Source organism: Marinobacter bryozoorum, assembly GCF_023156245.1.
Lineage (GTDB): Bacteria > Pseudomonadota > Gammaproteobacteria > Pseudomonadales > Oleiphilaceae > Marinobacter > Marinobacter bryozoorum.
Map to the genome: position 1 here is coordinate 42,194 of NZ_JAKZAH010000010.1, position 23,959 is coordinate 66,152.

The 23,959-nt window shown below is 60.2% G+C and carries 20 protein-coding genes; 11 read left to right on the plus strand and 9 right to left on the minus strand.

The window, feature by feature from the left end; translation table 11 throughout:
* Positions 1-122: 122 nt before the first annotated feature.
* From MLC59_RS07880 to MLC59_RS07900, 5 genes are all read left to right on the plus strand, one after another.
* Entirely contained in the window at positions 123-1,328 is a 1,206-nt protein-coding gene (locus MLC59_RS07880; protein WP_248233109.1) for a 3-oxoadipyl-CoA thiolase, read from the plus strand.
* A gap of 108 nt (positions 1,329-1,436) precedes the next feature.
* A complete protein-coding gene (locus MLC59_RS07885; protein ID WP_248233112.1) occupies positions 1,437-2,606 on the plus strand; it encodes an acyl-CoA dehydrogenase in 1,170 nt (389 codons plus the stop codon).
* Between the two features lie 414 nt (positions 2,607-3,020).
* On the plus strand, positions 3,021-4,217 hold the full coding sequence (locus MLC59_RS07890) for an acyl-CoA dehydrogenase family protein (protein WP_248233114.1): 1,197 nt from the start codon (positions 3,021-3,023) through the stop codon (positions 4,215-4,217).
* A 10-nt stretch (positions 4,218-4,227) separates the two neighbouring features.
* Entirely contained in the window at positions 4,228-5,370 is a 1,143-nt protein-coding gene (locus tag MLC59_RS07895; RefSeq protein ID WP_248233117.1) for an acyl-CoA dehydrogenase family protein, read from the plus strand.
* Positions 5,371-5,572: 202 nt separating this feature from the next.
* On the plus strand, positions 5,573-6,340 hold the full coding sequence (locus tag MLC59_RS07900) for a class II aldolase/adducin family protein (RefSeq protein WP_248233118.1): 768 nt from the start codon (positions 5,573-5,575) through the stop codon (positions 6,338-6,340).
* A 73-nt stretch (positions 6,341-6,413) separates the two neighbouring features.
* Here the strand turns inward: MLC59_RS07900 and MLC59_RS07905 are convergent, their stop codons facing one another.
* The gene (locus MLC59_RS07905; protein WP_248233121.1) at positions 6,414-7,154 is read right to left on the minus strand and encodes an enoyl-CoA hydratase-related protein; all 741 of its coding nucleotides are present in this window, start codon (positions 7,152-7,154) and stop codon (positions 6,414-6,416) included.
* Positions 7,155-7,257: 103 nt separating this feature from the next.
* Here MLC59_RS07905 and MLC59_RS07910 point away from each other — a divergent pair, with 103 nt between their 5' ends.
* The 5 genes from MLC59_RS07910 (at position 7,258) to MLC59_RS07930 (ending at position 14,085) form a co-directional block, all read left to right on the plus strand.
* Positions 7,258-8,712, plus strand: coding sequence for an amidase family protein (locus tag MLC59_RS07910; protein ID WP_248233125.1), 1,455 nt, complete (start codon positions 7,258-7,260; stop codon positions 8,710-8,712).
* 259 nt (positions 8,713-8,971) lie between these two features.
* Complete coding sequence (dctP, locus tag MLC59_RS07915; RefSeq protein WP_248233130.1) at positions 8,972-10,012, plus strand: TRAP transporter substrate-binding protein DctP; 1,041 nt, start codon at positions 8,972-8,974, stop codon at positions 10,010-10,012.
* Positions 10,013-10,093: 81 nt separating this feature from the next.
* Positions 10,094-10,648: a TRAP transporter small permease subunit gene (locus tag MLC59_RS07920; protein ID WP_248233132.1), complete on the plus strand. Its 555-nt coding sequence runs from the start codon at positions 10,094-10,096 to the stop codon at positions 10,646-10,648.
* A complete protein-coding gene (locus MLC59_RS07925; protein ID WP_248233135.1) occupies positions 10,645-11,955 on the plus strand; it encodes a TRAP transporter large permease in 1,311 nt (436 codons plus the stop codon). The genes MLC59_RS07920 and MLC59_RS07925 overlap by 4 nt, the downstream gene beginning before the upstream one ends.
* A 267-nt stretch (positions 11,956-12,222) precedes the next feature.
* Positions 12,223-14,085, plus strand: a complete 1,863-nt coding sequence (locus tag MLC59_RS07930; protein WP_248233138.1) for a HAMP domain-containing methyl-accepting chemotaxis protein — start codon at positions 12,223-12,225, stop codon at positions 14,083-14,085.
* Between the two features lie 533 nt (positions 14,086-14,618).
* Here the strand turns inward: MLC59_RS07930 and MLC59_RS07935 are convergent.
* From MLC59_RS07935 to MLC59_RS07945, 3 genes are all read right to left on the minus strand, one after another.
* On the minus strand, positions 14,619-15,992 hold the full coding sequence (locus MLC59_RS07935; RefSeq protein WP_248233141.1) for a sodium-dependent transporter: 1,374 nt from the start codon (positions 15,990-15,992) through the stop codon (positions 14,619-14,621).
* Between the two features lie 230 nt (positions 15,993-16,222).
* The gene (locus MLC59_RS07940; protein WP_248233145.1) at positions 16,223-17,794 is read right to left on the minus strand and encodes a methyl-accepting chemotaxis protein; all 1,572 of its coding nucleotides are present in this window, start codon (positions 17,792-17,794) and stop codon (positions 16,223-16,225) included.
* Between the two features lie 173 nt (positions 17,795-17,967).
* Entirely contained in the window at positions 17,968-18,840 is an 873-nt protein-coding gene (locus MLC59_RS07945) for an EamA family transporter (protein WP_248233149.1), read from the minus strand.
* An 80-nt stretch (positions 18,841-18,920) separates the two neighbouring features.
* Here MLC59_RS07945 and MLC59_RS07950 point away from each other — a divergent pair, with 80 nt between their 5' ends.
* Complete coding sequence (locus MLC59_RS07950; protein WP_248233151.1) at positions 18,921-19,472, plus strand: DUF1415 domain-containing protein; 552 nt, start codon at positions 18,921-18,923, stop codon at positions 19,470-19,472.
* Here MLC59_RS07950 and MLC59_RS07955 read toward each other — a convergent pair.
* The 5 genes from MLC59_RS07955 to napF are packed head-to-tail and all read right to left on the minus strand — an operon-like array spanning position 19,466 to position 23,910.
* Positions 19,466-20,056, minus strand: a complete 591-nt coding sequence (locus MLC59_RS07955) for a NapC/NirT family cytochrome c (RefSeq protein WP_248233153.1) — start codon at positions 20,054-20,056, stop codon at positions 19,466-19,468. The genes MLC59_RS07950 and MLC59_RS07955 overlap by 7 nt on opposite strands.
* Positions 20,053-20,541, minus strand: a complete 489-nt coding sequence (locus MLC59_RS07960; RefSeq protein ID WP_248233155.1) for a nitrate reductase cytochrome c-type subunit — start codon at positions 20,539-20,541, stop codon at positions 20,053-20,055. Before MLC59_RS07960 ends, MLC59_RS07955 begins: the two co-directional genes overlap by 4 nt.
* A gap of 12 nt (positions 20,542-20,553) precedes the next feature.
* A complete protein-coding gene (gene napA, locus MLC59_RS07965; protein WP_248233157.1) occupies positions 20,554-23,058 on the minus strand; it encodes a nitrate reductase catalytic subunit NapA in 2,505 nt (834 codons plus the stop codon).
* 50 nt (positions 23,059-23,108) lie between these two features.
* Positions 23,109-23,414 (minus strand): chaperone NapD, encoded by a 306-nt coding sequence (locus MLC59_RS07970; protein ID WP_248233159.1) that lies wholly within the window; start codon positions 23,412-23,414, stop codon positions 23,109-23,111.
* Positions 23,407-23,910, minus strand: coding sequence for a ferredoxin-type protein NapF (gene napF / locus MLC59_RS07975; protein WP_248233161.1), 504 nt, complete (start codon positions 23,908-23,910; stop codon positions 23,407-23,409). Before napF ends, MLC59_RS07970 begins: the two co-directional genes overlap by 8 nt.
* Positions 23,911-23,959 lie beyond the last annotated feature (49 nt).

Sequence of the window (23,959 nt, forward strand, 5' to 3'; positions counted from 1 at the left end):
CATCATTTTTGCTAAGACAAGCGCCTGGCATTTTCCGTTATCATAGGGCGGCACAAACTGGATTCCTTATTCACCGCCCGCAAGGTTAACCCCCCGGGTGGATTATCAGCACAGGAGAGAACATGAGCGCCTATATCTACGACGGCTTGAGAACCCCCTTCGGACGCCACGCCGGCGCCCTGGCCAAGGTCCGCCCGGACGACCTGCTGGCCAGCGTTATCAAGGCCGTGATCGAGCGCAACGGTTTCGAGCGCAGCGCTTACGAAGACGTGATCGCCGGCTGCACCAACCAGGCCGGCGAAGATGCCCGTAACATTGCCCGCCATGCGGGCCTGATGGCCGGCCTGCCTGTGGAAACCGGTGGCCTGACAGTTAACCGCCTGTGCGGCTCCGGCCTGGCGGCTATTATTGATGCAGCCCGCGCCGTGCGCTGTGGTGAAGGCGATCTGTTTATCGCCGGTGGTTCTGAAAGCATGAGCCGCGCCCCCTTCGTCATGGCCAAGAGCGAAGCACCCTATTCCCGTGACTTCCGCATGTTCGACAGCACCATCGGTGCCCGCTTCCCCAACCCGCGCGTAGAAGCGGAGTTCGGCAACGACACCATGCCGCAGACCGCTGACAACATTGCCAAAGACCTGGGACTGAGCCGCGACAAGGTCGACGAATTCGCCGCCCAGAGCCAGGCTCGCTATGAAGCTGCCCGTAAACTGGGCTTCTATGACGAGGAAATCCTCGGCATTGAAGTGCCCCAGGGCCGCAAGAAGCCGCCGGTCACCGTGGACCAGGACGAACACCCGCGCCCGCAGTCTGACCAGGCTGCCCTGTCCAACCTGCGCCCGCTGTTTGAAGGCGGCGTGGTAACCGCAGGTAACGCTTCCGGTGTCAACGACGGCGCCGCTGCGCTGATCATCGGCTCACTGGAAGCCGGCGAGAAGGCTGGCATCAAGCCTCGCGCCCGTATCGTCTCCGCTGCCATTGCCGGCGTTGAGCCCCGGGTGATGGGTTACGGCCCGGTTCCCGCCAGCGAGAAAGCCCTGGCCCGCGCCGGCCTGTCCATCAACGATATGGACGTGATCGAAATCAACGAAGCCTTCGCGGCCCAGGTGCTTGGCTGCACCACGAAACTGGGCATCGACCAGACTGACCCGCGCCTGAACCCCAACGGTGGCGCCATTGCCGTAGGCCACCCGCTGGGTGCTTCCGGCGCACGGATCGCGCTGACGGCTACCCGTCAGCTGGAACGCATGGAAGGCCGCTACGCCCTGATCAGCATGTGCATCGGCGTAGGCCAGGGGATTGCCGCCGTTATCGAGCGGTACCAGGACTGATCCCCAACCATAAGGGCGGCGAGGCTCCGGCCCTGCCGCCCACACCAAACCCCCAACAGGGCGGCGCCGAGTGCCGACACCGCCCGCCAGTACTTCAGGAGACACACTATGGCTTCCGCTCCCTGGGACGACCTGCTTCAGTTTGACAAACAGCTTGATGAAACCGAACGCCAGGTTCGAGACAGCATTCGCAGCTTCTGTGACCAGCGCCTGATGCCCGGCATCACCGAGGCCAACCGTCACGAGAAGTTCGACCGCAGCATCTTCAACGAGATGGGTGAGCTGGGCATGCTCGGCGCAACCCTGCCGGAAGAGTACGGCGGCCCGGGCCTGAACCACGTTTGCTACGGCCTGATCGCCCGTGAAGTGGAGCGTGTGGACTCTGCCTACCGCTCAGCCCTGAGCGTGCAGTCCTCCCTGGTCATGTACCCGATCTTTTCCTATGCACAGGAAGAGACCAAGAAGCGCATCCTGCCCAAGCTGGCTTCCGGCGAGTGGGTTGGCTGCTTCGGCCTGACCGAGCCCAACCACGGTTCCGACCCCGGCGGTATGGAAACCCGCGCCAAGAAGGTTGACGGCGGCTACCTGCTGAGCGGTTCCAAGACCTGGATCACCAACGCGCCGATTGCTGACGTCTGCGTAGTCTGGGGCAAGCTGGACGGCAAGGTCACCGGCTTCATCATTGAGCGCGAAGGCGCCAAGGGCCTGGACACGCCGAAAATCGAAGGCAAGTTCTCCCTGCGGGCCTCTGAAACCGGCTCCATCTTTATGGACGAGGTCTTCGTACCGGATGAGAACAAGCTGGACGTGGAAGGCCTGAAAGGCCCCCTGAGCTGCCTGACCAAGGCCCGTTACGGTATCAGCTGGGGCTCCCTGGGTGCTGCCGAGTTTTGCTGGCACGCCGCCCGCACCTACACCCTCGAGCGCCAGCAGTTTGGCAAGCCCCTGGCGGCCAACCAGCTGATCCAGAAGAAGCTGGTGGACATGCAGACCGAGATCACCCTGGGCCTGCAGGCCGTGCTGCAGCTGGGTCGCATGATGGACGCTGGCGAAGCCACGCCGGATTCGGTCTCCCTGCTCAAGCGCAATAACTGTGGCAAGGCCCTGGACATTGCCCGGGTATCCCGTGACATGCACGGCGGTAACGGCATCTCCGACGAATACCACGTCATCCGCCACGTGATGAACCTGGAGGCCGTCAACACCTACGAGGGCACCCACGACGTCCACGCCCTGATCCTGGGTCGTGGCCAGACCGGTCTGCAGGCGTTCAAGTAACACTAGGGGCAGTTCCGATCAGAAAACAGGGCCTTCGGGTCCTGTTTTTTCGTTTCAGGGCACCGGTAATAACGGTTTGGGCCCCAAACGAGCAATGTCCGCCTCAATCCACTAGAATAGTTCTGCCTGTTCCAATGGCCTCCGCCTGCCGGCATTACCCTTGCCGCATGTCTTTATGATCGCTTTTGATCAACCTGTTTCACCAGGCGGACCCAATCCTACAAAAACGACCTCGGCCTGCGGGTCCAAAATACCGGACTCTCCCTCACCAGGCCCCACAGGCACACTGGGGTTACGCCTGCTCCGGCCCCTCTCAGGGCCCGGGGAATTGACACGTCAAGGGTGTTCCTCCATCATAGGTATATTCTGCTATGCGGTATATGTTTTCGCTAGAACGAACCGAGAGGTTGATTCATGAACATGAACTACACGGCTGAAGAGCTCGCCTTCCGCGACGAAGTGCGCGCTTTTCTGGACGAAAAACTGCCGGCTGACATCGCTGCCAAGGTCAAGGGCTTCCGTCGCCTGACCAAGGAAGACCACCAGCGCTGGCAAAAGATTCTCAGCGCGCAGGGCTGGTACGCCACCCACTGGCCGGAAGAGTACGGCGGTGTGAAGTGGACCCCGGTTCAGAAGCACATCTGGGACGAAGAGTCCTGCGCCTATGGCGTACCCCGCTCCATTCCCTTCGGCGTGAACATGGTAGCCCCGGTTATCATCAAGTTCGGTAACGAAGAACAGAAGCAGCAATACCTGCCCCGCATCCTTTCCGGTGAGGACTGGTGGTGCCAGGGTTACTCTGAGCCGGGCGCCGGTTCCGACCTGGCCTCCCTGAAGACCCGCGCAGTCCGTGACGGCGACCACTACATCGTCAACGGCCAGAAGACCTGGACCACCCTGGGCCAGCACGCCAACATGATCTTCTGCCTGGTGCGCACCAACACCGAGGTCAAGGCCCAGGAGGGTATTTCCTTCCTGCTGATCGACATGGACACCCCGGGCATCACCGTACGTCCGATCATCACCCTGGACGGCGAGCACGAAGTCAACGAAGTCTTCTTCGAAGACGTGAAAGTGCCGGTGGAGAACCTGGTCGGTGAAGAAGACAAGGGCTGGACCTACGCCAAGTACCTGCTCACCTATGAGCGTACCGGCCTGGCCGGCATCGGTCTGTCCAAGGCCGCCCTGTCCCACCTCAAGCAGCTGGCCAGCCGCCGCCTGAAGAACGGCAAGCCGCTGCTGGAAGACCCCACCTTCAGCCAGCGCATCGCAGAGGTTGAAATTGACCTGATGGCCGCTTCTATCAGTAACCTGCGCATCATCGCGGCCGTAGAAGGCGGCGGTGTTCCGGGTGCCGAGAGTTCCATGCTGAAGGTCAAGGGTACCGAGATTCGCCAGGCCATCAATGACCTGGCCCGTCGCGCCCTTGGTCCCTACGCGATTCCGTTTGTTGAAGAAGAAATGAGCTACGACTACGACGGTGAGTTCCTGTCCGACGAGAACGCCGCCCCGCTGTCTTCTCAGTACTTCAACAACCGCAAACTGTCGATTTTCGGCGGATCCAACGAGATCCAGAAGAATATCGTATCCAAAATGATTCTGGGACTATAAGGAGGCGACCATGGACTTCACTCTGAGCGAAGAGCAACAGATGTTGCAGGACACCGTGGCGCGTCTGGTCCGCGGTGAGTACAGCTTTGAAAAGCGCCTGGAGTTCAGCGAGACCGAGCTGGGCTTCAGCGAAGATTTCTGGAAGCAGCTCGGCGAGCTGGGCCTGACAGCCGTGCCTTTCCCCGAGGAACTGGGCGGCTTTGGCGGCGGCGGTGTCGAAATCCAGTCCGTCATGACCGAGCTGGGCCGTGGCCTGTGCCTCGAGCCGTACCTGCAGTCTGTGGTTCTGGGTGGCGGCATCCTGAGCCAGGCAGGTAACGACGAGCAGAAAGAAAAGTACCTGGCCGGTGTTGCCACCGGTGAGCTGAAAGTGGCTGTTGGCCTGCAGGAGCCACAGGCGTTCTACAACCAGAACGAAGTTGCCACCAAGGCGGAGAAGTCCGGCGACGGCTACACCATCAGCGGCCGCAAGGCGGTTGTAATCGGCGGTCACTGTGCCGACCTGATCATCGTGTCTGCCCGCACTTCCGGTGATGTGAACGATGCCGACGGCATCAGCCTGTTCGCCATCGACCCGAGCGCCGAAGGCGTTGAGCGTCGCACCTACCCCACCGTTGACGGTGCCAAGGGCTGCGATGTCTTCCTGAACAACGTCCAGGTAGGCGCTGACGCCCTGCTGGGTGACGAAGGCAAGGCGGCTGACGTTATCGAATACCAGACCGGCCGTGCCATCGCCGCCCTGTGCGCCGAAGCCGTGGGCTGCATGGAAGAAGCCAACGAACTGACCCTGGAGTACCTGAAGCAGCGCAAGCAGTTCGGCGTACCCATCGGCAAGTTCCAGGTACTGCAGCACCGCATGGTCGACATGATGTCCGAGCTGGAGCAGGCCCGCTCCATGGCCATCCTGGCCGCCAGCTACGCTGATGCCGAGCAGAGCGACGAGCGTCGTCGTACCCTGGCTGCCGCCAAGAACGTCATCAACCGTGCCGGCCAGTTTATCTCCGAGAAGGGCGTCCAGTCCCACGGCGGTATTGGCATGACCTGGGAATACAGCTTCGCGCACTACGCCAAGCGCCTGGTCATGATCGGCCATCAGCTGGGTGACGATGACTTCCACCTGGAGCGTTACGCGTCCCTGCTCCAGGCCAGCTAAACGGTTAAAGGACAGAAAAGAACCTGTCGGGTCTCTCCTCCAGTTGGAGAGCGTTCGGGCGGCCCCTAACAGGGCCGCCCTTTTTTATGGGTACGGCCAACGATTTCGGCCCGGGCCGTTATCGAGCTACACTGTCATCCATCCCCCCAATAACAGGGAGCCCAAAATCTCCCGATGCCCAACAACAAGAGGATTACGCAGTATGAATGCATCCAACATCACCGGCACCAACACGATGGATACCGACGAGCTGAAGAAAGCCGAATGGAAAGTCCGTACCGAGCTGGCCGCCGCCTATCGCCTGGTCGCCCTGTACGGCTGGGAAGACCTGGTGTTCACCCACCTGTCTGCGCGGGTACCGGGGCCGGATCATCACTTCCTGATCAACCCCTATGGGCTGCTGTTCCACGAGATCACCGCGTCATCGCTGGTGAAGGTGGACAAGGAGGGCCAGGTGGTCGAAGCCGGCGGTATCGACCGGGTCAACCCGGCTGGCTTTACCATCCACAGTGCGGTTCATATGGGTCGCGATGACGCCCACGCCGTGATGCACGTCCATGCCGCCGACAGTGTGGCCGTATCCGCCCACAAGGAAGGCCTGCTACCCCTGAGCCAAACCGCCATGCTTTGCCTGGATCACCTGGCGTATCACGACTATGAAGGGGTCGCCCTGAACCTGGATGAACGGGAACGACTGATCCGGGATATCGGCGACAAGAACATGCTGATGCTTCGCAACCACGGCATACTGACCGCTGGCAGTTCCGTACCAGAGTGCTTTACCTACCTGTACTTCCTGATGAAGGCCTGTGAAATCCAGGTGCGCACACCGGCACCCTATTGCCTGCCATCACAGCAAGCCATCGAGACCACCCGTGAGCAATCCCAGTCACTGGGCAAGGCTGCGGCCCTGACCTGGCCGGCGCTGATCCGCCTGCTGGACAGCAAGAACCCGGGCTACGCTGTCTGATTAACCTGCCGGTCGCACTGGCAAAATGTAAAAAGGGGTAGCAATCAGCTACCCCTTTTTCATAGCGGAAGTCTTACTTCTTTCCCATACGGGCCAGCGCCGCATGGCAATCATCCGAGCGCAGTCGCTCGGAGAAGACCTCACGCTCGCGCTCCAGGGCATCCTTGGTCATGGCTTTCCACGGTGCTTTCATCAGTCGCTTGCTGGCCCTGAGGGCCTCACGGGGCTTACCAGCAAGCTTTTCGGCCGCAGAAAAGGCTTCTTCCAGGGCCTTACCGTCAGCCACCGTGCGGCTGATCAGGCCGATCTCGGCCGCTTCGGTAGCGCTGAGAACATCCCCCATCAACAACAGATCCGCCGCCTTGCGGGCGCCCAGGTGAAGCGGCATGGTCACGGTCGAGGCCGCTTCCGGCACCAGCCCCAGGTCCACAAACGCGGTCTTGAAGCGTGTCGACTCACCTGCATAGACCCCGTCTACATGCAGCAGCATGGTGGTTCCGATGCCGATGGCCAGGCCCTCGGCAGCAATCAGTACCGGCGTGTCGCAGTTCATCAGGGTTTCAATAAAGGCCAGGCCGGCGGAGGGCTTTGGATTGGTATCCGTGGCACGGGCACGGAAGTCATCCAGGTCATTGCCAGCGGTAAACACACCGCCATCACCGCTGATGACAATGGCGTTGACGGATTCATCGGCCGCTGCCTGTTCGACAGCTTCGGACAGGGCCGTATACATATCCCGGGTCAGGGCATTTTTCTTCTCGGGGCGGGAAATCAACAGGTGGACAAAGCCGTTCTTCTTTTCAGTCTTGATCATGTAGCCTCCAGGCGGCATCAAAATTTCGGAATACTGTTTCACAAAACGACCGGATATTCTATGTTCGTCACTCCCACACGAAAACAACCACAACGGAGCTACCATGGACTTCCACAAGCTATCCGCCTTTGAGCTGGCCAGGGGCATCAAGGCCCGCGAATACACCAGTGAACAGGTGCTGGACCACTTCCTTGAACGCATCCGACGCTATAACCCGGCCCTGAACGCCGTTGTCGTAATAAAGGAAGCGCAGGCGAGGGAGCAGGCGCAGGCTGCTGACACGGCCGCCGCAGAGGGTCGTGACCTGGGCCCGCTCCATGGCGTACCCATGACCATCAAGGAAACCTTCGAAATCGAAGGCTGGCCCACCACGGCGGGTCACAAGGGCTACCAGGACCATATCTCTCCCCGCACCGCCGTCGCGGTGCAGCGACTGTTGGATGCCGGCGCCATTGTCTTCGGCAAGACCAATGTGCCGGAGTTCGCCGGTGACCTGCAGTCTTTCAATGAGATATACGGCACCACCAACAATCCGTGGAACACCGACCTCACCCCCGGCGGGTCGTCCGGTGGCGCTGCGGCAGCCCTGGCCGCAGGCCTGACACCGCTGGAACTGGGCAGTGATATCGGCGGCTCAATTCGCACCCCGGCTGCCTTCTGCGGCATCTATGGCCTGAAGACCACATCCGGGCTGGTTCCCATGCGGGGCCATGTACCGGGCGCGCCCGGCAGTGTGGCAAAGCGGGATATGGGTGTGGGCGGCCCACTCGCCCGGCACCTGGATGATTTAGAGGCAGAGCTGGACCTGCTGTCTGGCCCCGATGACGACATGGCCCCCTGGCAGGTGAACCTGCCCCCCACCAGCGGGAAATCCCTGGAGGAATACCGCTTCGCCACCTGGCTCAATGACGACTGGGCACCGGTAGACAACGAAGTACTGAGCGCGCTGGTGGGTTTCTGTGACGGACTGAAGTCCCTCGGTGCCCACCTGGAAGACGCCCAGCCGGAGGGCCTGACCCTGGAGAACAACCACCGCCTCTACTACCACCTGCTCGGTGGTGTCATGAGCCAGGGCCTGCCGCAGAAGGTTCGGGACCGCCTGGCGAAACTGGCCGACGAAGAAGGCGACGACTATCCCCACCGCTTTGCCCGTGGTGCATTACAAAGTCACGGCGAATGGCTGCAGACGGACGAGGAACGGGCAAAGCTCCAGCGCACCTGGGCCCGCTTCTTCGAAGACCATGATCTGCTCATCTGCCCGGTCACCAATACCCTGCCGTTTCCCCATAACCAGGAGACCTCGGCGATGGCACGTACCCTGACCATTAACGGCAAGCAGGAGCCATACCTGGATGTTACCGTCTGGGCAGGCGTGGCAATGGTCGTGGGACTGCCCGCCATCAGCTTCCCGGTGGGCTTCGGCGACGACGGCCTGCCCCGGGCGGTCCAGATTATTGGCCCCGCCTGGAGCGAGAAAACCCTCATCGATGTGGCACGAAAGGTCCAGTCCAGGCTGTTCCCGGAGGGACTGCCCTGGCCAGAGCTTGAGCAGTCGTAGGGGCTGATCTGCCACATCGGCAGGACAAAACCCCTTGCATAAGCTATCTTTTCAACTGGGTCCGACGGGCATTATGCAACGCCGGGCCTTGCCGTCCCTGGCCCGGTTGCGACCAATGGCCAGACGACTGGTATTGCAAACGCTCGCTCGAATGCGATAAATTTGGGAAACGCGGATTCGTTCTGCAGTCACAAGTTTCGCCTGATGAAATTAATGACAGGATGTCCCCACAGGAAAACAACAAAGAGGTTAAGAAGTAATGCTTAACAACGTTCGCAAAAAACTCACGGTATTTGCCTCGGCGCTTACCCTGGGCGTCTCCGCCGCCCTTGCTGTAACGCCGGCCGCCGCCCAGGAAACCTTTACCTGGAAGGTTCAGTCTCACTGGCCGGGTGCCTCCAGTTCCTACAAGGACAGCCTGGGTCGCCTGAAAGAGCAGCTGGAAGAGCGCTCCGACGGTCGCCTGAAGCTTCAGCTGTTCGAAGCCGGTTCCCTGTTCAAGGCCCAGGAGACCTTCAACGCGGTCAGCCGGGGCATCCTTGAGATGGGAACCATCTCTCCGTCCTACGCCTCTGACAAAATGACCCTGGCGGGCATCGCTTCCGGTCTGCCCTTTGCTTTCCGTAACGTCTGGGAAGCCGCCTATTTCCACCAGGCCCTGGGCTTTGAGGAAATGCTGCGCGAAGAAGCCGCCCAGCACGGCGTCTACTGGGCGACGGACAAGGTTTACCCCACCGAGATGGTGGTCAAGGAGCCGATTGAAAGCCTTGAGGACTTCGAGAGCCTGAAGATCCGCTCTTCCGGTGCCCTGCAGAAGTTCCTGACCGAAGCCGGTGCTGCTGCGTCCTATATCCCGGGCGGCGAACTGTACACCGCACTGGACTCCGGCATTGTCGACGGCGCGCACTGGGGTGCTGCCCAGGGTGCCTACTCCATGGCCCTGTACGAGATCGCCAAGTACCACGTTCAGCCAGCCCTGAACATTGCCGGTACTGACGTTATCATCGTCAGCCAGAAGGCCATGGACAAGCTGCCGGAAGACCTTCAACAGCTGGTCAAGGACGTGCTCCAGGAGCAGTTCTGGTACCGCACCAACGAGTACCTGTACAAGGAGCGCATCACCCTTGCCAAGGCTATCGCTGAGGAAGGTGTTGAAGTGAACACCCTGCCGCAGGAAGTACAGGACCACCTGGTCCAGGTTGGCCAGGCCATGTGGGACGAGGAAGGCGAGCGTAGTGACAAGGCTGCCGAAGCCCTGTCCATGCTCAAGAGCTACCTGAGCGACCTCGGCTACCTGTAAGTCAGTCCAAACCGGCCGGGGGCGCCTTAACGGGCCCCCGGCTTTTTATTGCAAGCCACAAGATTCCTCCCGGAGGATGCCATGCGTGCCATCAGTGCATTCATGAACGGCGTCACCAGAATGAACAAGGCCATTGGCGTGGCCGTGTCTTTCCTGGTATTCGCCATGTTTGTGTTCATATTGCTGGAAGTCTTCCTGCGATATGCTTTCAACGCCCCTACCGTCTGGACCAACGAACTGACCCAGCTGTTGTTCGGTGCCTATGCGGTGCTCTCCGGCGGATATCTACTGGCCCACCGTGGCCACGTCAATGTCGACCTGATCTATAGCCTGTTTGGCCCCCGCATGCAGGCCGCTATTGATGTGTTCACGTCTATCCTGTTCTTCATCTTCACCCTTGCACTGCTGTACTTCGGCGTGGACATGGCACGGGAGTCCATCAGCAGCTGGGAAACCTCCTATTCTGCCTGGAACCCGCCGATCTGGCCGGTGAAGGCCTGCATACCCATTGGCACTGCCCTGCTGGTGCTGCAAGGCGTCGTCAAACTACTGGAAGACATCGCCATTGCGTGTAACCTGAGCTACTACCGGCCGGAGGACCATCCCGAGCATGATCCCAAGGGAGAGCAACTGTGAGTACTGAAATCCTGACCCTGCTGTTTTTCGGCTCTCTCCTGCTGTTCGTTTTCCTCGGCCTGCCGCTGGCCTTTGTACTGGGTGGCGTATCGGTTGTCTTCCTGTATTTCACCTGGGGCTTTGACTCCTTCTACATGGTAGCTTCACAGATCTGGAGCACCATGGGCAGCTTTACCCTGGTTGCCATCCCACTGTTCGTCTTTATGGCGATGATTCTGGAGCGCACCGGTGTCGCCAAGGATCTGTACCGGGCCATGCACCTGTGGTTCGGCGGTCTGCGCGGCGGCCTGGCTATCGGCACCCTGGCCATCTGCGCCATTTTCGCCGCCATGGTCGGTATCAGTGGTGCCGCTGTGGTGGCCATGGGCACCATCGCCCTGCCGGCCATGCTGGCCCGAGGCTACGACCGCAGCATGTGTCTCGGCGTTATTAACACTGGCGGCGGCTGGGGCATCCTGATTCCCCCCAGCATCATGATGATCCTATATGCCCTGATCAGTGGCGTATCGGTGGGCAAGATGTTTGCCGCCGGCATTCTCCCGGGCATCCTTTTAATGGTTCTGACGGCCACCTACATCCTGATTCGCAGCAACCTCCAGCCCCACCTGGCGCCGGCGCTACCCCCCGAGGAGCGTGGCACCTTGCGGGAAAAGCTGGTTTCACTTCGGTCAGTGGCCCTGCCCATCCTCATTGTGGTGATGGTACTGGGCTCGATCATGGGCGGCATCACCACGCCTACCGAGGCCGCCGCCATGGGCGTGCTTGGTTCACTGATTGCAGCAGCGGTCTATCGCAAGCTGGATTTCGCGCTACTCAAGGAAGCGTCCATCCGCACCTTCAAGCTGTCCGGCATGATCATGTGGATTCTGTTCGCTGCCCACGCCTTCAGCGCCGCCTACCAAAGCATGGGGGCCCAGGGCATGATCGAGGGCTTCATTACCCAGATTCCGGGCGGCCCCTGGGGCATTATCATTGCCATGATGCTGATCACCTTCATACTTGGCATGGTACTGGACCCCGTCGGTATCATGCTGATCACCCTGCCGGTATTCCTGCCCATCGTGGAGTCCCTCGGGTTTGATCCAGTGTGGTTCGGCATCCTGTTCGTCATCAACATGGAAATTGGCTACATGACGCCCCCGTTCGGTTTCAACCTCTTCTACCTGAAGGGCATAGTGCCGCCAGACATCACCATGAAGGATATCTACAAGTCGGTGATACCCTTCGTGATTGTCGAGATTATCGGCCTTGTATTGCTGATGATCTTCCCGGAGATTGTTACCTACCTGCCCGAGCTTCTGTTCTGACAGGCAACCAGGTGACCACAACGCCGGCACCCGCAAGGGTCCGGCGTTTTTTTTGGCCGGCCGGTAGCAAATCGTTACCAAAACCTACCCAAACAGCCTTGAGCCCGAACCCAGCCTGGCTTTAACTGGCATGCAGGGACCTGCTGGTCGGGTTCAACTGACCCGAATACCCGGGAATCGGCCAACAAAGACTAAAAAATAACGCCGGGCGGCCGATAACCTCTACAACATTCGATTCACCAATAATAATACTGGCCGGAGCCGTACATGCGTCTGCTTCAGAAAATCTCCAACCTCAACCTCTCCCTGGGCATGAAAATGGGCTCGGGGTTCGCCTTGCTGATCGTGCTGACCATCGTGGTAGGGGCCACCGGGTTCATTGCACTAGGCCAGTTCGGTGACCGGGCCGGTATCGTGGCAGACGCATCGGCCATCGAGGCAGACCTGCTGCAAGCACGGCAGGACGAGAAAAACTTCCTGATTCGTGGTGAACAGAGCTATGTCGAGGAAGCCATCGCCAATACCCGCCAGGCATCGGACCGGGCAGAAGCCCTGAAAGGCAGGCTGGTTGTGCCCGAAGACCATGACCGTATCGATCAGATTCGCCAGGGTATTCAGGCATACGAACAACAACTGCAGGATCTGGTGCAAGTACGGACACTGCGGGATGAGCGCCTGGAAGAGCTTGAGCTGGCCGTACGCGGCGTCACCGGCGGCTTCGCCTCCGAAGACAGCCTGTATGCTACCAACGCAGCCATCCAGCAGATGCGCCGGAACGAGGGCAACTTCCTGGTGGAGAACGAGCAGGAAGCCGTGGAAAGATTCCGCGCCTCCGGTGAGCGGGCAGTCCGAACCATTGATTCCTCATTCCTGGATAAAAACGTCAAAAGTGCCCTGAAGGACCTGCTGGTTCGTTACATCGAGGTATTCAACACGGTCGTGGAAGCTGAGAACCAGACCCAGTCCCTTCAGGAGCAGATGGTGGGAACGGCACGGGATACCCTGGCTACGGCGGTAGAACTCCAGGAAACCCAGCAACAGAAGATGGAAGACGAGCGTACTACGGCATCGATGGTGATTGTTGCCGTGGTCCTGGTGATTGTATTGCTTGGCGCAGCCATCGCCTGGATCCTGACCCGCAACATCACCCGCCCGATCCACCAGGCTGTAGCGCTGGCGAAACGAGTGGCGGACGGCGACCTGCAGGAAACCGTCACCAGCGATCGGGGTGACGAACTGGGCCAACTTCTGTCGGCTCTCGGCAGTATGGTCACGAGCCTGCGGGAACTGGTCAAACACATCAATTCCAGCGCCACCAACATTGCCTCGTCCGCTGAGGAACTGTCTACCGTCACCAGCGAAACCAGTCAGGGCGTCACCCAGCAGCGGGACCAGACTGACCAGGTGGCCACGGCGATGAACGAGATGGTCGCAACGGTTAACGATGTGGCCCGCAGTGCCGAAGAGGCCTTCAGTGCCGCCAACACCGCCAATGAGAAGGCTGCCGCCGGCGAATCCGCCGTTGAGGAAACCCTCTCCTACGTCAGCGAGCTGAATACCCAGGTCGAACAGGTCATGGAGCGCCTGCGCAGCCTGCAAAAAGACAGCGAGAATATCGGGACGGTACTGGATGTGATCAAGTCCGTCGCCGAACAGACCAACCTGCTGGCCCTGAACGCTGCCATCGAGGCCGCCCGGGCTGGCGAGCAGGGGCGTGGCTTTGCGGTAGTCGCTGATGAGGTGCGCTCCCTGGCCCAGCGCACCCAGAGTTCGGCTTCCGAGATTGAAACGCTGATTTCCAACCTGGTGAACAGCACCGAGGATTCGGTAGATACCATGGAGCGGGGCACCACGCTGGCTGGCCAGACTTTGGACAGCGCCCGCACGACCGGCGAGACCATTCGGGAGATTGCGGCAGCGGTGGGCAATATCAGCCAGTTCAATAGCCAGATTGCCACGGCAGCGGAGCAGCAGACGTCGGTGGCTGAGGACATCAACCAGAATGTCACCCAGATTCGCGATGTGAGTGACCAGTCCGCCACGGCAGCTGAGCAGATTTCCAGTTCCAGCAATGAGTTGGCCAGGTTGGGTGAGGATCTGAGCAGCCAGGTCGCTCGCTTCCGGCTGTAACAGGCCATCGCCAGAATAGCCGTGGGTCTGAAGGGGCCCGCGGCTTTTTATTGTAAAGCGTTAAAGACGGAACTCCGTGCAGCAGCTTCCAGGTAACCACTTTCGAAACGAGAACCCTGTTCTCTGACTGTTTCGAAAGTGGTTACCTGGAAGCTGCCCATCCTTGGCGTCGTGTCTCCCGCAAAGAGGTTTCGGGGACCTTTCTTTGAAACAGTAAGAAAACAGGGTTTTCGTTTCAAAGAAAGGTCCCCGAAGCCGCTGTATCGCCGATCTCCACCGGACCATTCCCGCCAGAGGGTCCGGCTAGTGTCCTTCGAAACAGTCAGGAAAACGAAGTTTTTCGTTTCGAAGGACACTAGCCGGACCCGATCCATCAGGAAGCACCCGTTACCTGCCTGCAGGTCCGCTCATATCTCCGGTGCAAAACGCCGAAGGCCCGGTACTTCCTTCCGAAACGAGAACCTTGTTCTCTGACTGTTTCGGAAGGAGGTGCCGGGCCTTCGGCTTTCGGGCTTTTTTGCTTGCCTGCTTTTTTACATCAGGTTGTAGATGAATACGGCCAGTACGGCGACTGGCGTTACGTAACGCAGCAGGTTACGCCACAGGTTGAACAGGCCGTCGGACATGGCCATATCGTCCTGCAGGGATTCCTTTGCCACACACCAGCCAACGAACAGCGCGGTCAGCAGACCGGACAGCGGCAGCATGATGTTCGCGGTGAAGAAGTCCAGCAGATCCAGGATGCCGGTTTCCGCAAAGCGATCGAACATGCCCAGCAGATAGACATCGGACCACACGTTCAGGGACAGGATGGACGCGATGCCCAGCAGCCAGCAGGCAACACCGGCCAGTATGGCCGCACCGGTGCGGGACATGGCGAACTTTTCCTCGACCCACTCGGTAACCGGCTCAAGCAGGGAGATACCGGAGGTCCACGCGGCGAACAGCAACAGAACGAAGAACGCGGTCGCGAACACCACACCCAGAGGCATCTGACCGAAGGCCAGCGGCAGGGTAACGAAGATCAGGCCAGGGCCCTGACCGGCTTCCAGGCCGTTGGCGAATACAAACGGGAAGATCGCCAGGCCCGCCAGCAGGGCTACCAGGGTATCCATAATGCCCACACCTACGGCGGCGCGGCCGATGGACACGTCCTTACCCAGATAGGAACCGTAGGCCATCATGATGGCCATACCCAGGCTCATGGTGAAGAATGCCTGGCCCAGGGCCTGCAGGGCCGTATCCCAGGTGACCTTGCTGAAGTCCGGCGTGAACAGGAAGTCCAGGGCCTGGCCGAAGTGACCGGTGGTGGTGGCATAGGCCACGACCAGCAGCAGCAGGATGAACAGCGCCGGCATCAGGATCTTCGCCGCACGCTCGAGGCCAGACTTGAGGCCGCGGGAGACCACGAAAATGATCAGGCCCATGAACACTGTGTGCCAGAACAACAGGATGCCCGGGCTCGCCAGCAGGTCACCGAAGATGGCGCCCACGGCATCGGCATCCTGACCGGCGAAGTCGCCAACAGCAGAGTGCATGACGTAGGAAGCCGACCAGCCTCCGATTACGGAGTAGAAGGACAGAATAATAAACGCCGCCAGCACACCAATGATGGCGGAGATACGCCAGGCCGGGTTGCTGAGGTTACGCTCGGCTACCAGGCGCATGCTGGCGACCGGATTGCGACGACCATTACGGCCTACAAACACTTCCGCCATCATGATGGGGATACCGATGATGGCGATACAGGCGAGGTAGATCAGTACAAAGGCACCGCCGCCGTTTTCCCCGGTCATGTAGGGGAACTTCCAGATATTGCCCAGGCCTACGGCGGACCCCGCGGCGGCCAGGATGAAGGCCATGCGGGAAGACCAGTTGCCGCGGCTGGCCAGGTTAGTGTCAGACATAGTGAAACCCTGTCGTCGTTCAGTGGAACGCAAGCGTATGAATAGATTAGTTCACTGGCCGTGGCTTTCCCTGACTATTCCGGGCATTCCCTGCCTGTTACCAGCAATTGGCGGCTAATTTTGCCAGTCTGGCGCCGTTGATGCCAGCAGGAATGGTGAGATCGTGAGCAATTCCTGGGGAGGACAGGCTTGAAGGGCCAGCGAAAGCCGGCCCGTTCACGGGAAAGGGCTTACTGGCGGCTGATAAAACGCGACACGAGGTCGTTGAGACCGCGAGCCTGGCTGCTGATGCCTTCGCTGGCGCTCTTGGCACCCTCGGCCTTTTCAGTCGACGAATCCGCCAGCCCGGCGATTCGGTCCACCTGCTGGTTGATTTCATCCGAGACCTGGCTCTGCTCCTCGAATGCCGCCGACATGGTCATGAAGCTGTCCGAGATGCCCTCGATGTTCTGCACAATATCCTTGAGCGCCGCTTCGGTTTCCCGCACCTTGGCCAGGCCCTGATTACCGATTTCCTCGCCCTGACGGGTGGCAGCGACCACCTCGTCCACCTGGGCGCGGAAGTTTTCGATCACCTCGTGGATGGACACCGTGGACTGGCGGGTGCGCTGGGCCAGGGACCGTACCTCATCGGCCACCACCGCAAAGCCACGGCCCTGTTCACCGGCCCGGGCAGCCTCGATGGCAGCATTCAGGGCCAGCAGGTTGGTCTGCTCGGCAATATCCGAGATCAGCTGCGCCGCATCGCCAATCTTGTCAGTGGACTCGCCCAGCCGACCAACAGACTCGCCGATGGTGGCGCCCTGGCTCACCAGTTGCTCAATCGCCTGAAGCGCTTCACCACTGAGCGCGCCACCGTTGTGAGCCTGTTCATTGGCCTGGCGGGCGCCGTCAGCATTGCGATTGACCGTATCCACCACTTCCTGGATGGATGCGCTCATCTCATTCATGGCGGAGGCCACCTGGTCGGTTTCCTGGCGCTGCTGCTCGATGGCATTGGCACCTTCGGCAATCTGGTTATAGCCTTCACGGGCGGTGCGCATCAGGTCGTCCGCCCGGTCTTCGATACGGGCCAGGGCAGTGCGTATGCGGGCCTGCTCGCTCATCAACACCATACCCAGTTGGGCGAACTGCCCGCTCTCGTCGGAATAGGTACGGGCCACCAGCGGATCGCGGAACGCGTCCGGGCGCAGGTCGATCAGTGACCGAAGGCGTGCGTTAACCGACGCCATCTGTATGAAGCCGCCGGCAACAATGCCGCCGACAATCAACGCGACACCGGGCCAGAACGCACCCCAGCCGAGGGCAACCAGGCTGGTAACCAACGGGATAGCCAGGGGCCAGCCGGCCCGGGCCATGGAACGGATATGGGTGCCGGCGGACAAGGGCTGCTTGCCGGCGGAGATCCGGCTGTATAAGCGGGAAGCACGGGCCACCTGCTCCCGGGTGGGCTCTACCCGCACCGACTCGAAACCGGTCATCTCTCCGTTTTCGAGGATCGGCGTGACATAGGCGCTGACCCAGTAATGGTCACCGTTCTTGCAACGGTTCTTCACCACGCCCATCCACGGCTTGCCGGCACTGATGGTGTCCCACATGGCCTTGAACACACTCTGGGGCATGTCCGGGTGGCGAATAATGTTATGGGCCTGGCCAATCAGCTCGTCACGGGTAAACCCGCTGATCTCCTCAAAGTCATCGTTACAATGCGTAATCACGCCCTTCAGCGTTGTGGTACTGATCAGCCGGCTACCGGGCTTCATCTTTGCTTCGCGCTGGGTGACGGGGCCGTTATTTCGCATGGCGGATAAGGTTCCTGACTCGTAGAGGTAACGGAGAAGACCGTTGATGGACTGATTGCTTATCGGCTCAGACTTTGTTGACTTTAGTCAACAGAGACGAATATTAACAATTAGAAAGCACACAGAATGTAAGAAAATGTCACTGGAACGCCTGCCTGGCCCCAACCCCCGCGTCAAGTCGCAAGGTTCAGCCTGGCCCGGGGGTGAAAGCGGGCGTTCAGCCAGAGCGAAAGGGCAATGACAGTGCCCCCGATAAACAGCCGCAACAGGTCAGCCTCCCGGTTCCAGATCAACAGGTTGACCAGCAATCCGGCAGGCACCAGCATATTGTTCATCACCGCCAGGGTGCCGGCATCCACCTGGCAGGCCCCCCGGTTCCACAGGTACAGCCCCAGGCCCGACGCAGCTGCGCCGAGCCAGGCAAGCACACCCCACTGCAACCCGGTTGACGGCAGACGGCTGGCGTCACCGAATATGAGGAAGGACGGCGCGGCAATCACCAGTGCACCGAAGAAGAAATAGCCAAAGGTGCGCCAGGCCGGCACTGGCAGCGGGAAGGCCTGCATCAGGTGCTTGTAGCCCACCTGGCCGGCGGCGAAGGTAATATTGGCCATCTGCAACAACAGGAACCCGGTCAGGAAATCCTGGCTCAGGCCGTCATACCGGATGATCCCGGCGCCGACTGTAGCCACTGCAGCGGCCAGCAGCGCCACCGGCGAGAAACGGCGATAGAGGGCGTCATCGATCAGCGTCACATACAGGGGCGTGAAGACCGTAAACAACAGCACCTCGGGCACCGTGAGATACGCAAAGGAGCGGTACAGGCACAGGTAGGTGATACCGAACTGCAGCGCACCGGTGACCATGATGCCCAGCTTCAACCGGCCCGGCACACCGGCCCAGCGGGTTAGCGGCAGGAATAACAAAGCCGCCAGCAAGACGCGACTGAGCACGGCAAAGTCACTGTCCACATGACCGGCCAGGAACTCGCCGATCAGGCTGAAGGAAAAAGCCCAGAGAACCGTTACCAGAACCAGTAGTGCCATGAATCCACCCACCCTTTTCGAGGGCGGGCACTGTATCATAGCCGGCCAGTGATTTGACCTTATACCCGGGACACCAGCCCATGAACGAACAAGCCGTTATCGAGTCCACCCGCCAATGGGTGGAGAAGGTGGTCATCGACCTCAACCTTTGCCCCTTCGCCCGCCGCGAACTGGTCAATGAGCGGATACGTTTCGCCGTAACAGACGCGCAGACCCAGGAAGAGTTACTGCTGGCACTGCAGCGGGAACTGATAGAGCTGGCCGATGACGACAGCTTCGAGACCACCCTGTTGATCCACCCCGGGATGCTGAACGACTTCCAGGACTACAACGATTTCCTCGATGTGGCAGACGGACTGGTGCAGGTGCTGGACCTGGAAGGGCTACTACAGATCGCCAGTTTTCACCCGCAATATCAGTTTGCCGGTACGGCCGAGGATGCAGTAGAGAACTACACCAACCGTTCGCCCTGGCCGATGCTGCACCTGCTCCGGGAATCTAGCCTGGAACACGCCATAGCCGGCTATCCGAATACAGCCGACATCCCGGAACAAAACATCCAGCGCGTAGAGGGACTTGGCCTCGCGACCATGAAGGCCCTGCTGGCGTCCTGCCAGCAGGGCGATCAGTAGCTGCCGGCAGCCCCTGACATATCCGGCATCTCGTGTGCGATACCCTTGTGGCAGTCGATACAGGTCTTGTCACCATCCGCCAACGATGTGGAGTGAGCCCGAGCTGCCCGTTCGTCCTGTACCGTCAGGTCCATGGAGTCGAACTCGTGGCAGTTACGACACTCCAGCGAGTCATTGGCCTTCAGGCGGTGCCATTCGCGCTGGGCCAGCTCCAGTCGCTTCGCTTCAAACTTCTCCTCGGTATTGATGGTGCCAAATATCCAGCCCCAGACTTCTTTCGAAGCCTCCATCTTGCGGGCAACCTTGTGGGTCCAGCCGTGGGGCACATGACAGTCCGAGCAGGTCGCCCGTACACCGGAGCGGTTACTCCAGTGAATGGTGCCCTGAAGCTCCTGGTAGACGTTGGACTCCATCTCGTGGCATCCGATGCAGAACTGCTCGGTATTGGTCACCTCCATGGCGGTATTGAAGCCCCCCCAGAATATAATGCCCGCTATGAATCCACCCAGAGTCAGAAAGCCCAGACTGAAATGCACGCTGGGCTTGCGCAGCAAGTTCCAATAGCGTTTCAGCCAGGACTTCATTGGCTATCCTCCCGCATACGTCGGATGACTTCGTTCACCGGCAGGAAGTTGTTTTCCACCAATTCATCGGCATCGGTCTGCGGCACATGGCACTGGGTGCAGAAATAGCGCCCCGGGGTCACATCGGCCCGCACCTGGTTATTGCGGTCCATGAAATGGGTCACACTCACCATGGGAGCACCCGCACCTGGCGCGGCTTCGCGACTATGGCAGTCAAGACACTTGTTGAAGCGCCGGTCTACCTGGTAATCGCGGATTACGTGGGGAATCACTGGTGGCTGCTCAGGGTAGTTTCGCACTTCCCGATTTACATCCCGGGGGTCACCGGCAATGGGCGGGGCAGGCAAGTCCTCATGGAGGGTTCCCCCCTTGCGTAAACCATCAGGCGCCGGCGCTGCCAGGGACTGATCCTGGGCAGAGGCGCTGGTGACCGACAGGGCTCCGGCCAGGGCGATAGCGGCGATCCGCACAATCAGGGTATTCATCAGCATTACTCCTCAGGCCAGGCGTACCAGTTCCAGACGGACAGCGCACTTCTTGAAGTCGGTCTGTTTGGAAATCGGGTCGGTCGCGTCCAGGGTCACCTTGTTGATGAGCTTGCCAGCATCGAAGAAAGGCACGTACACCATGCCCCGGGGCACACTCACCCGCCCCCGGGTTTCCACCCTCATGCTGACCTCGCCACGGCGGCTGATCACCCGTACCTCGCTGCCCCGGCGCCAACCGCGTTGCTGCACATCGTCCCGGTGCATATACAGCAAGGCGTCGGGGACGGCCTTGTGCAGTTCACCCACCCGCCGCGTCATGGAGCCCGTGTGCCAATGCTCCAGCACACGTCCGGTGCATAGCCAGAAGGGGTACTCGTCGTCCGGCGATTCCGCCGGTGGCTCATGGGGTACCGCAAAGATACGCGCACGGTTGTCCGGCGTGCCGTAGAACTGGAAGCCGGTGCCCTCCGCCACGTAGGGGTCGGAGCCTTCCCGGTAACGCCACAGGGTTTCCTGGCCGTCGACCACAGGCCAGCGCAGGCCTCGCACCCGATGGTAGGTGTCGAAATCTGCCAGGTCCTTGCCCTTGCCTGCGCCGAAACGGGCATACTCCTCAAACAGGCCCTTTTGCAGATAGAATCCGAAATCCGCGGATTCATGATTTTCGTAATCGCTGTTAATGTCCTCCACCGGATACTGATCGACGTTGCCATTACGGAACAGGATGTCGAACAGGGTCTTGTCCCGGAACTCCGGCGCCCTGGCCAGGTGCTCTTCGGGCCAGACGTCCGCCACGCGGATACGCCGGGACAGCTCCACCGTTTGCCAGAGGTCCGACCGGGCCTCGCCCGGCGGCGCCACCAACTGGTGCCAGAACTGGGTCCGTCGCTCGGCATTGCCATAGGCGCCCTCTTTCTCGACCCAGCCCGCAGCCGGCAGGATCAGGTCGGCCGCCTGGGCTGAAACGGTCGGATAGATGTCAGAAACGATCACGAAGGTGTCCGGATTGCGCCAGCCCGGCAGCGTTTCCTGCATGGTGTTGGGGCCGGCCTGGATATTGTTGGTCACCTGGGTCCAGTAGACCCGCAGTTTGCTGTCCTTGAGCATTCGGCTCTGCAGGACCGCGTGGTAGCCCGGCTTCCCGGGAATGGTTCCATCCGGCAGCTTCCAGATTTTTTCAGCCTTGGCCCGGTGTTCCGGATTGGTGACAACCATGTCCGCCGGCAGTCGGTGCGCAAAGGTCCCCACTTCCCGGGCGGTACCACAGGCTGAGGGCTGGCCGGTGAGCGAGAAGGGGCTGTTGCCCGGGGTGGCGATTTTGCCGGTCAGCAGGTGGATGTTGTAGATCAGGTTGTTCACCCAGACGCCACGGGTGTGCTGATTTACCCCCATGGTCCAGAAAGTGGTCACCCGTTTGTCCGGATCAGCGTAGATGGCGGCCAGCCGGTTGAGCTTGTCTACCGACACGCCTGACACTTCTGAAGCTCGTTCCGCTGTGTAAGGCTTGACGAACTCGGCGAACGCATCGAAATCCATCGACTCCCAGCTGTTGGCATTAGTGGCGTTGGCGGCGTTTTGTTCGCGCGGGTCCTCCGGCCGCAGCCCATAACCGATGTCGGCTGCGCCTTTGACAAAGTTGGTGTGCTTGTCCACGAAATCGTGGTTCACCGCATCGTTACTGATGATGTAATTGGCGATGAAATTGAGGATGGCCACATCCGCGTGGGGATGCATGGTCATGGGCAGGTCGGCGAGGTCATAGCAGCGGTGCTCATAGGTGGAAAGCACGGCCACTTCCGTGTTCGGGTTGGACAGCCGACGGTCGGTTACCCGGGTCCACAAAATGGGATGCATTTCCGCCATGTTGGAGCCCCAGAGCACAAAGGCGTCTGCACTTTCGATGTCGTCATAGACCCCCATGGGCTCATCCGCACCGAACGACCGCATGAAGCCGGCCACCGCCGAGGCCATGCAGTGGCGGGCATTGGGGTCGATATTGTTGCTGCGGAACCCTGCCTTGAACAGCTTGCTCGCGGCGTAGCCTTCCCAGATGGTCCACTGACCGGAGCCGAACATGCCTACACTTTCAGGGCCATAATCCCGGATGGCGCTGGTGAATTTTTCTGCCATGACATCCATGGCTTCGTCCCAGCTGACTTCCTCGAATTCGCCTTCCTTGTGGAACTCTCCGTTGCGCTTGCGCAGAAGTGGCCTGGTGAGCCGGTCCTGCCCGTAGAGGATCTTCGACAGGAAATAGCCCTTTACACAGTTGAGCCCGCGGTTAACCTCTGACTGGCTATCGCCATGGGTGGCAACGATGCGTCCATCCCGGGTGGCAACCATGACGCTGCAGCCGGTGCCACAGAACCGGCAGGGGGCCTTGCTCCATTTGAGCTCGGTGAGCTCCCGGTTGGTCACCAGGTTGCTGGCTGCCGCCGGGGCTGACAGTCCGGCGGCGGCCGCAGCAGCCACAGCGGCGTTTGCCTTGGCAAATTCTCGTCGGGTCAGTTTCATGGTGATAATCCTGTTGTTCTATTGCCCTCATGGGCAGGTTTTTTGACGCTTCAGGCGCTCTTTACTTCGGTGATCATCTGCTGGTCCGCCTCACGGGTGTTCATAACCTCGTGGTAGACCATTGAACAGCCGTAAACGCCCGGAAGGCTTTCAATGACTTCCATCTGATCGAGGATATAGCCCTGGTGTGGCCCCTCGCAGATCACTATCCTCTTACCAGGACCGGCGGGGTCTGCAGGCTGGGGTTCAACCTGCTCGATCCCGTTAAGCGCCAGCTCGAGCGCTTCGTCCTGATCAGGCTGGTAGTGAACAATGAAACTGGCAATATGAACTTCAGGCGGGCCCACATCAGTCATACCCGATCTCCGTTTCTGCTGTTGGTTTTTGCAGGGCGATTGCGTCCTGTGGACAGATCGCCGCACAGGCGAAACAGCCGGTGCAGGCTTCTTCTGAAATTTCCGGCACCGGTGGACGCCCAAGCCGGGGCCGGAAACGGATCGCCCGGGGTTCACAGGCATCCTGGCAACTCTGGCAATGCACTCCGCTATGGGCCAGGCACTGGCTCTCCACCTGGGCCTTCCACTCAAAAGCCACGGCCGTGAGGTCAAATACCGGTTCCGGACAGGCCGCAGCACACTCCCCACAGAACGTACAACCCTCACCCCTGAACACGACCTGCGGAAAGCCGCCATCACCAGGCGCCAGCACCTGTTCCGGACAGGCTGTGACACAGTCACCGCAGCGGGTACAGGCATCGGTAAAGTCGTCTCCGGTCCACGGCGGCCGGTTGCGACTCGCCACGGCTCGGTTCCGCCCCAGAAACAGGGCTCGGCGGGATTCAACAACACCCATCAGACCACTCCTCTGACCCAGGCAGGCCAGGCTCTACTGGCCGGAGACC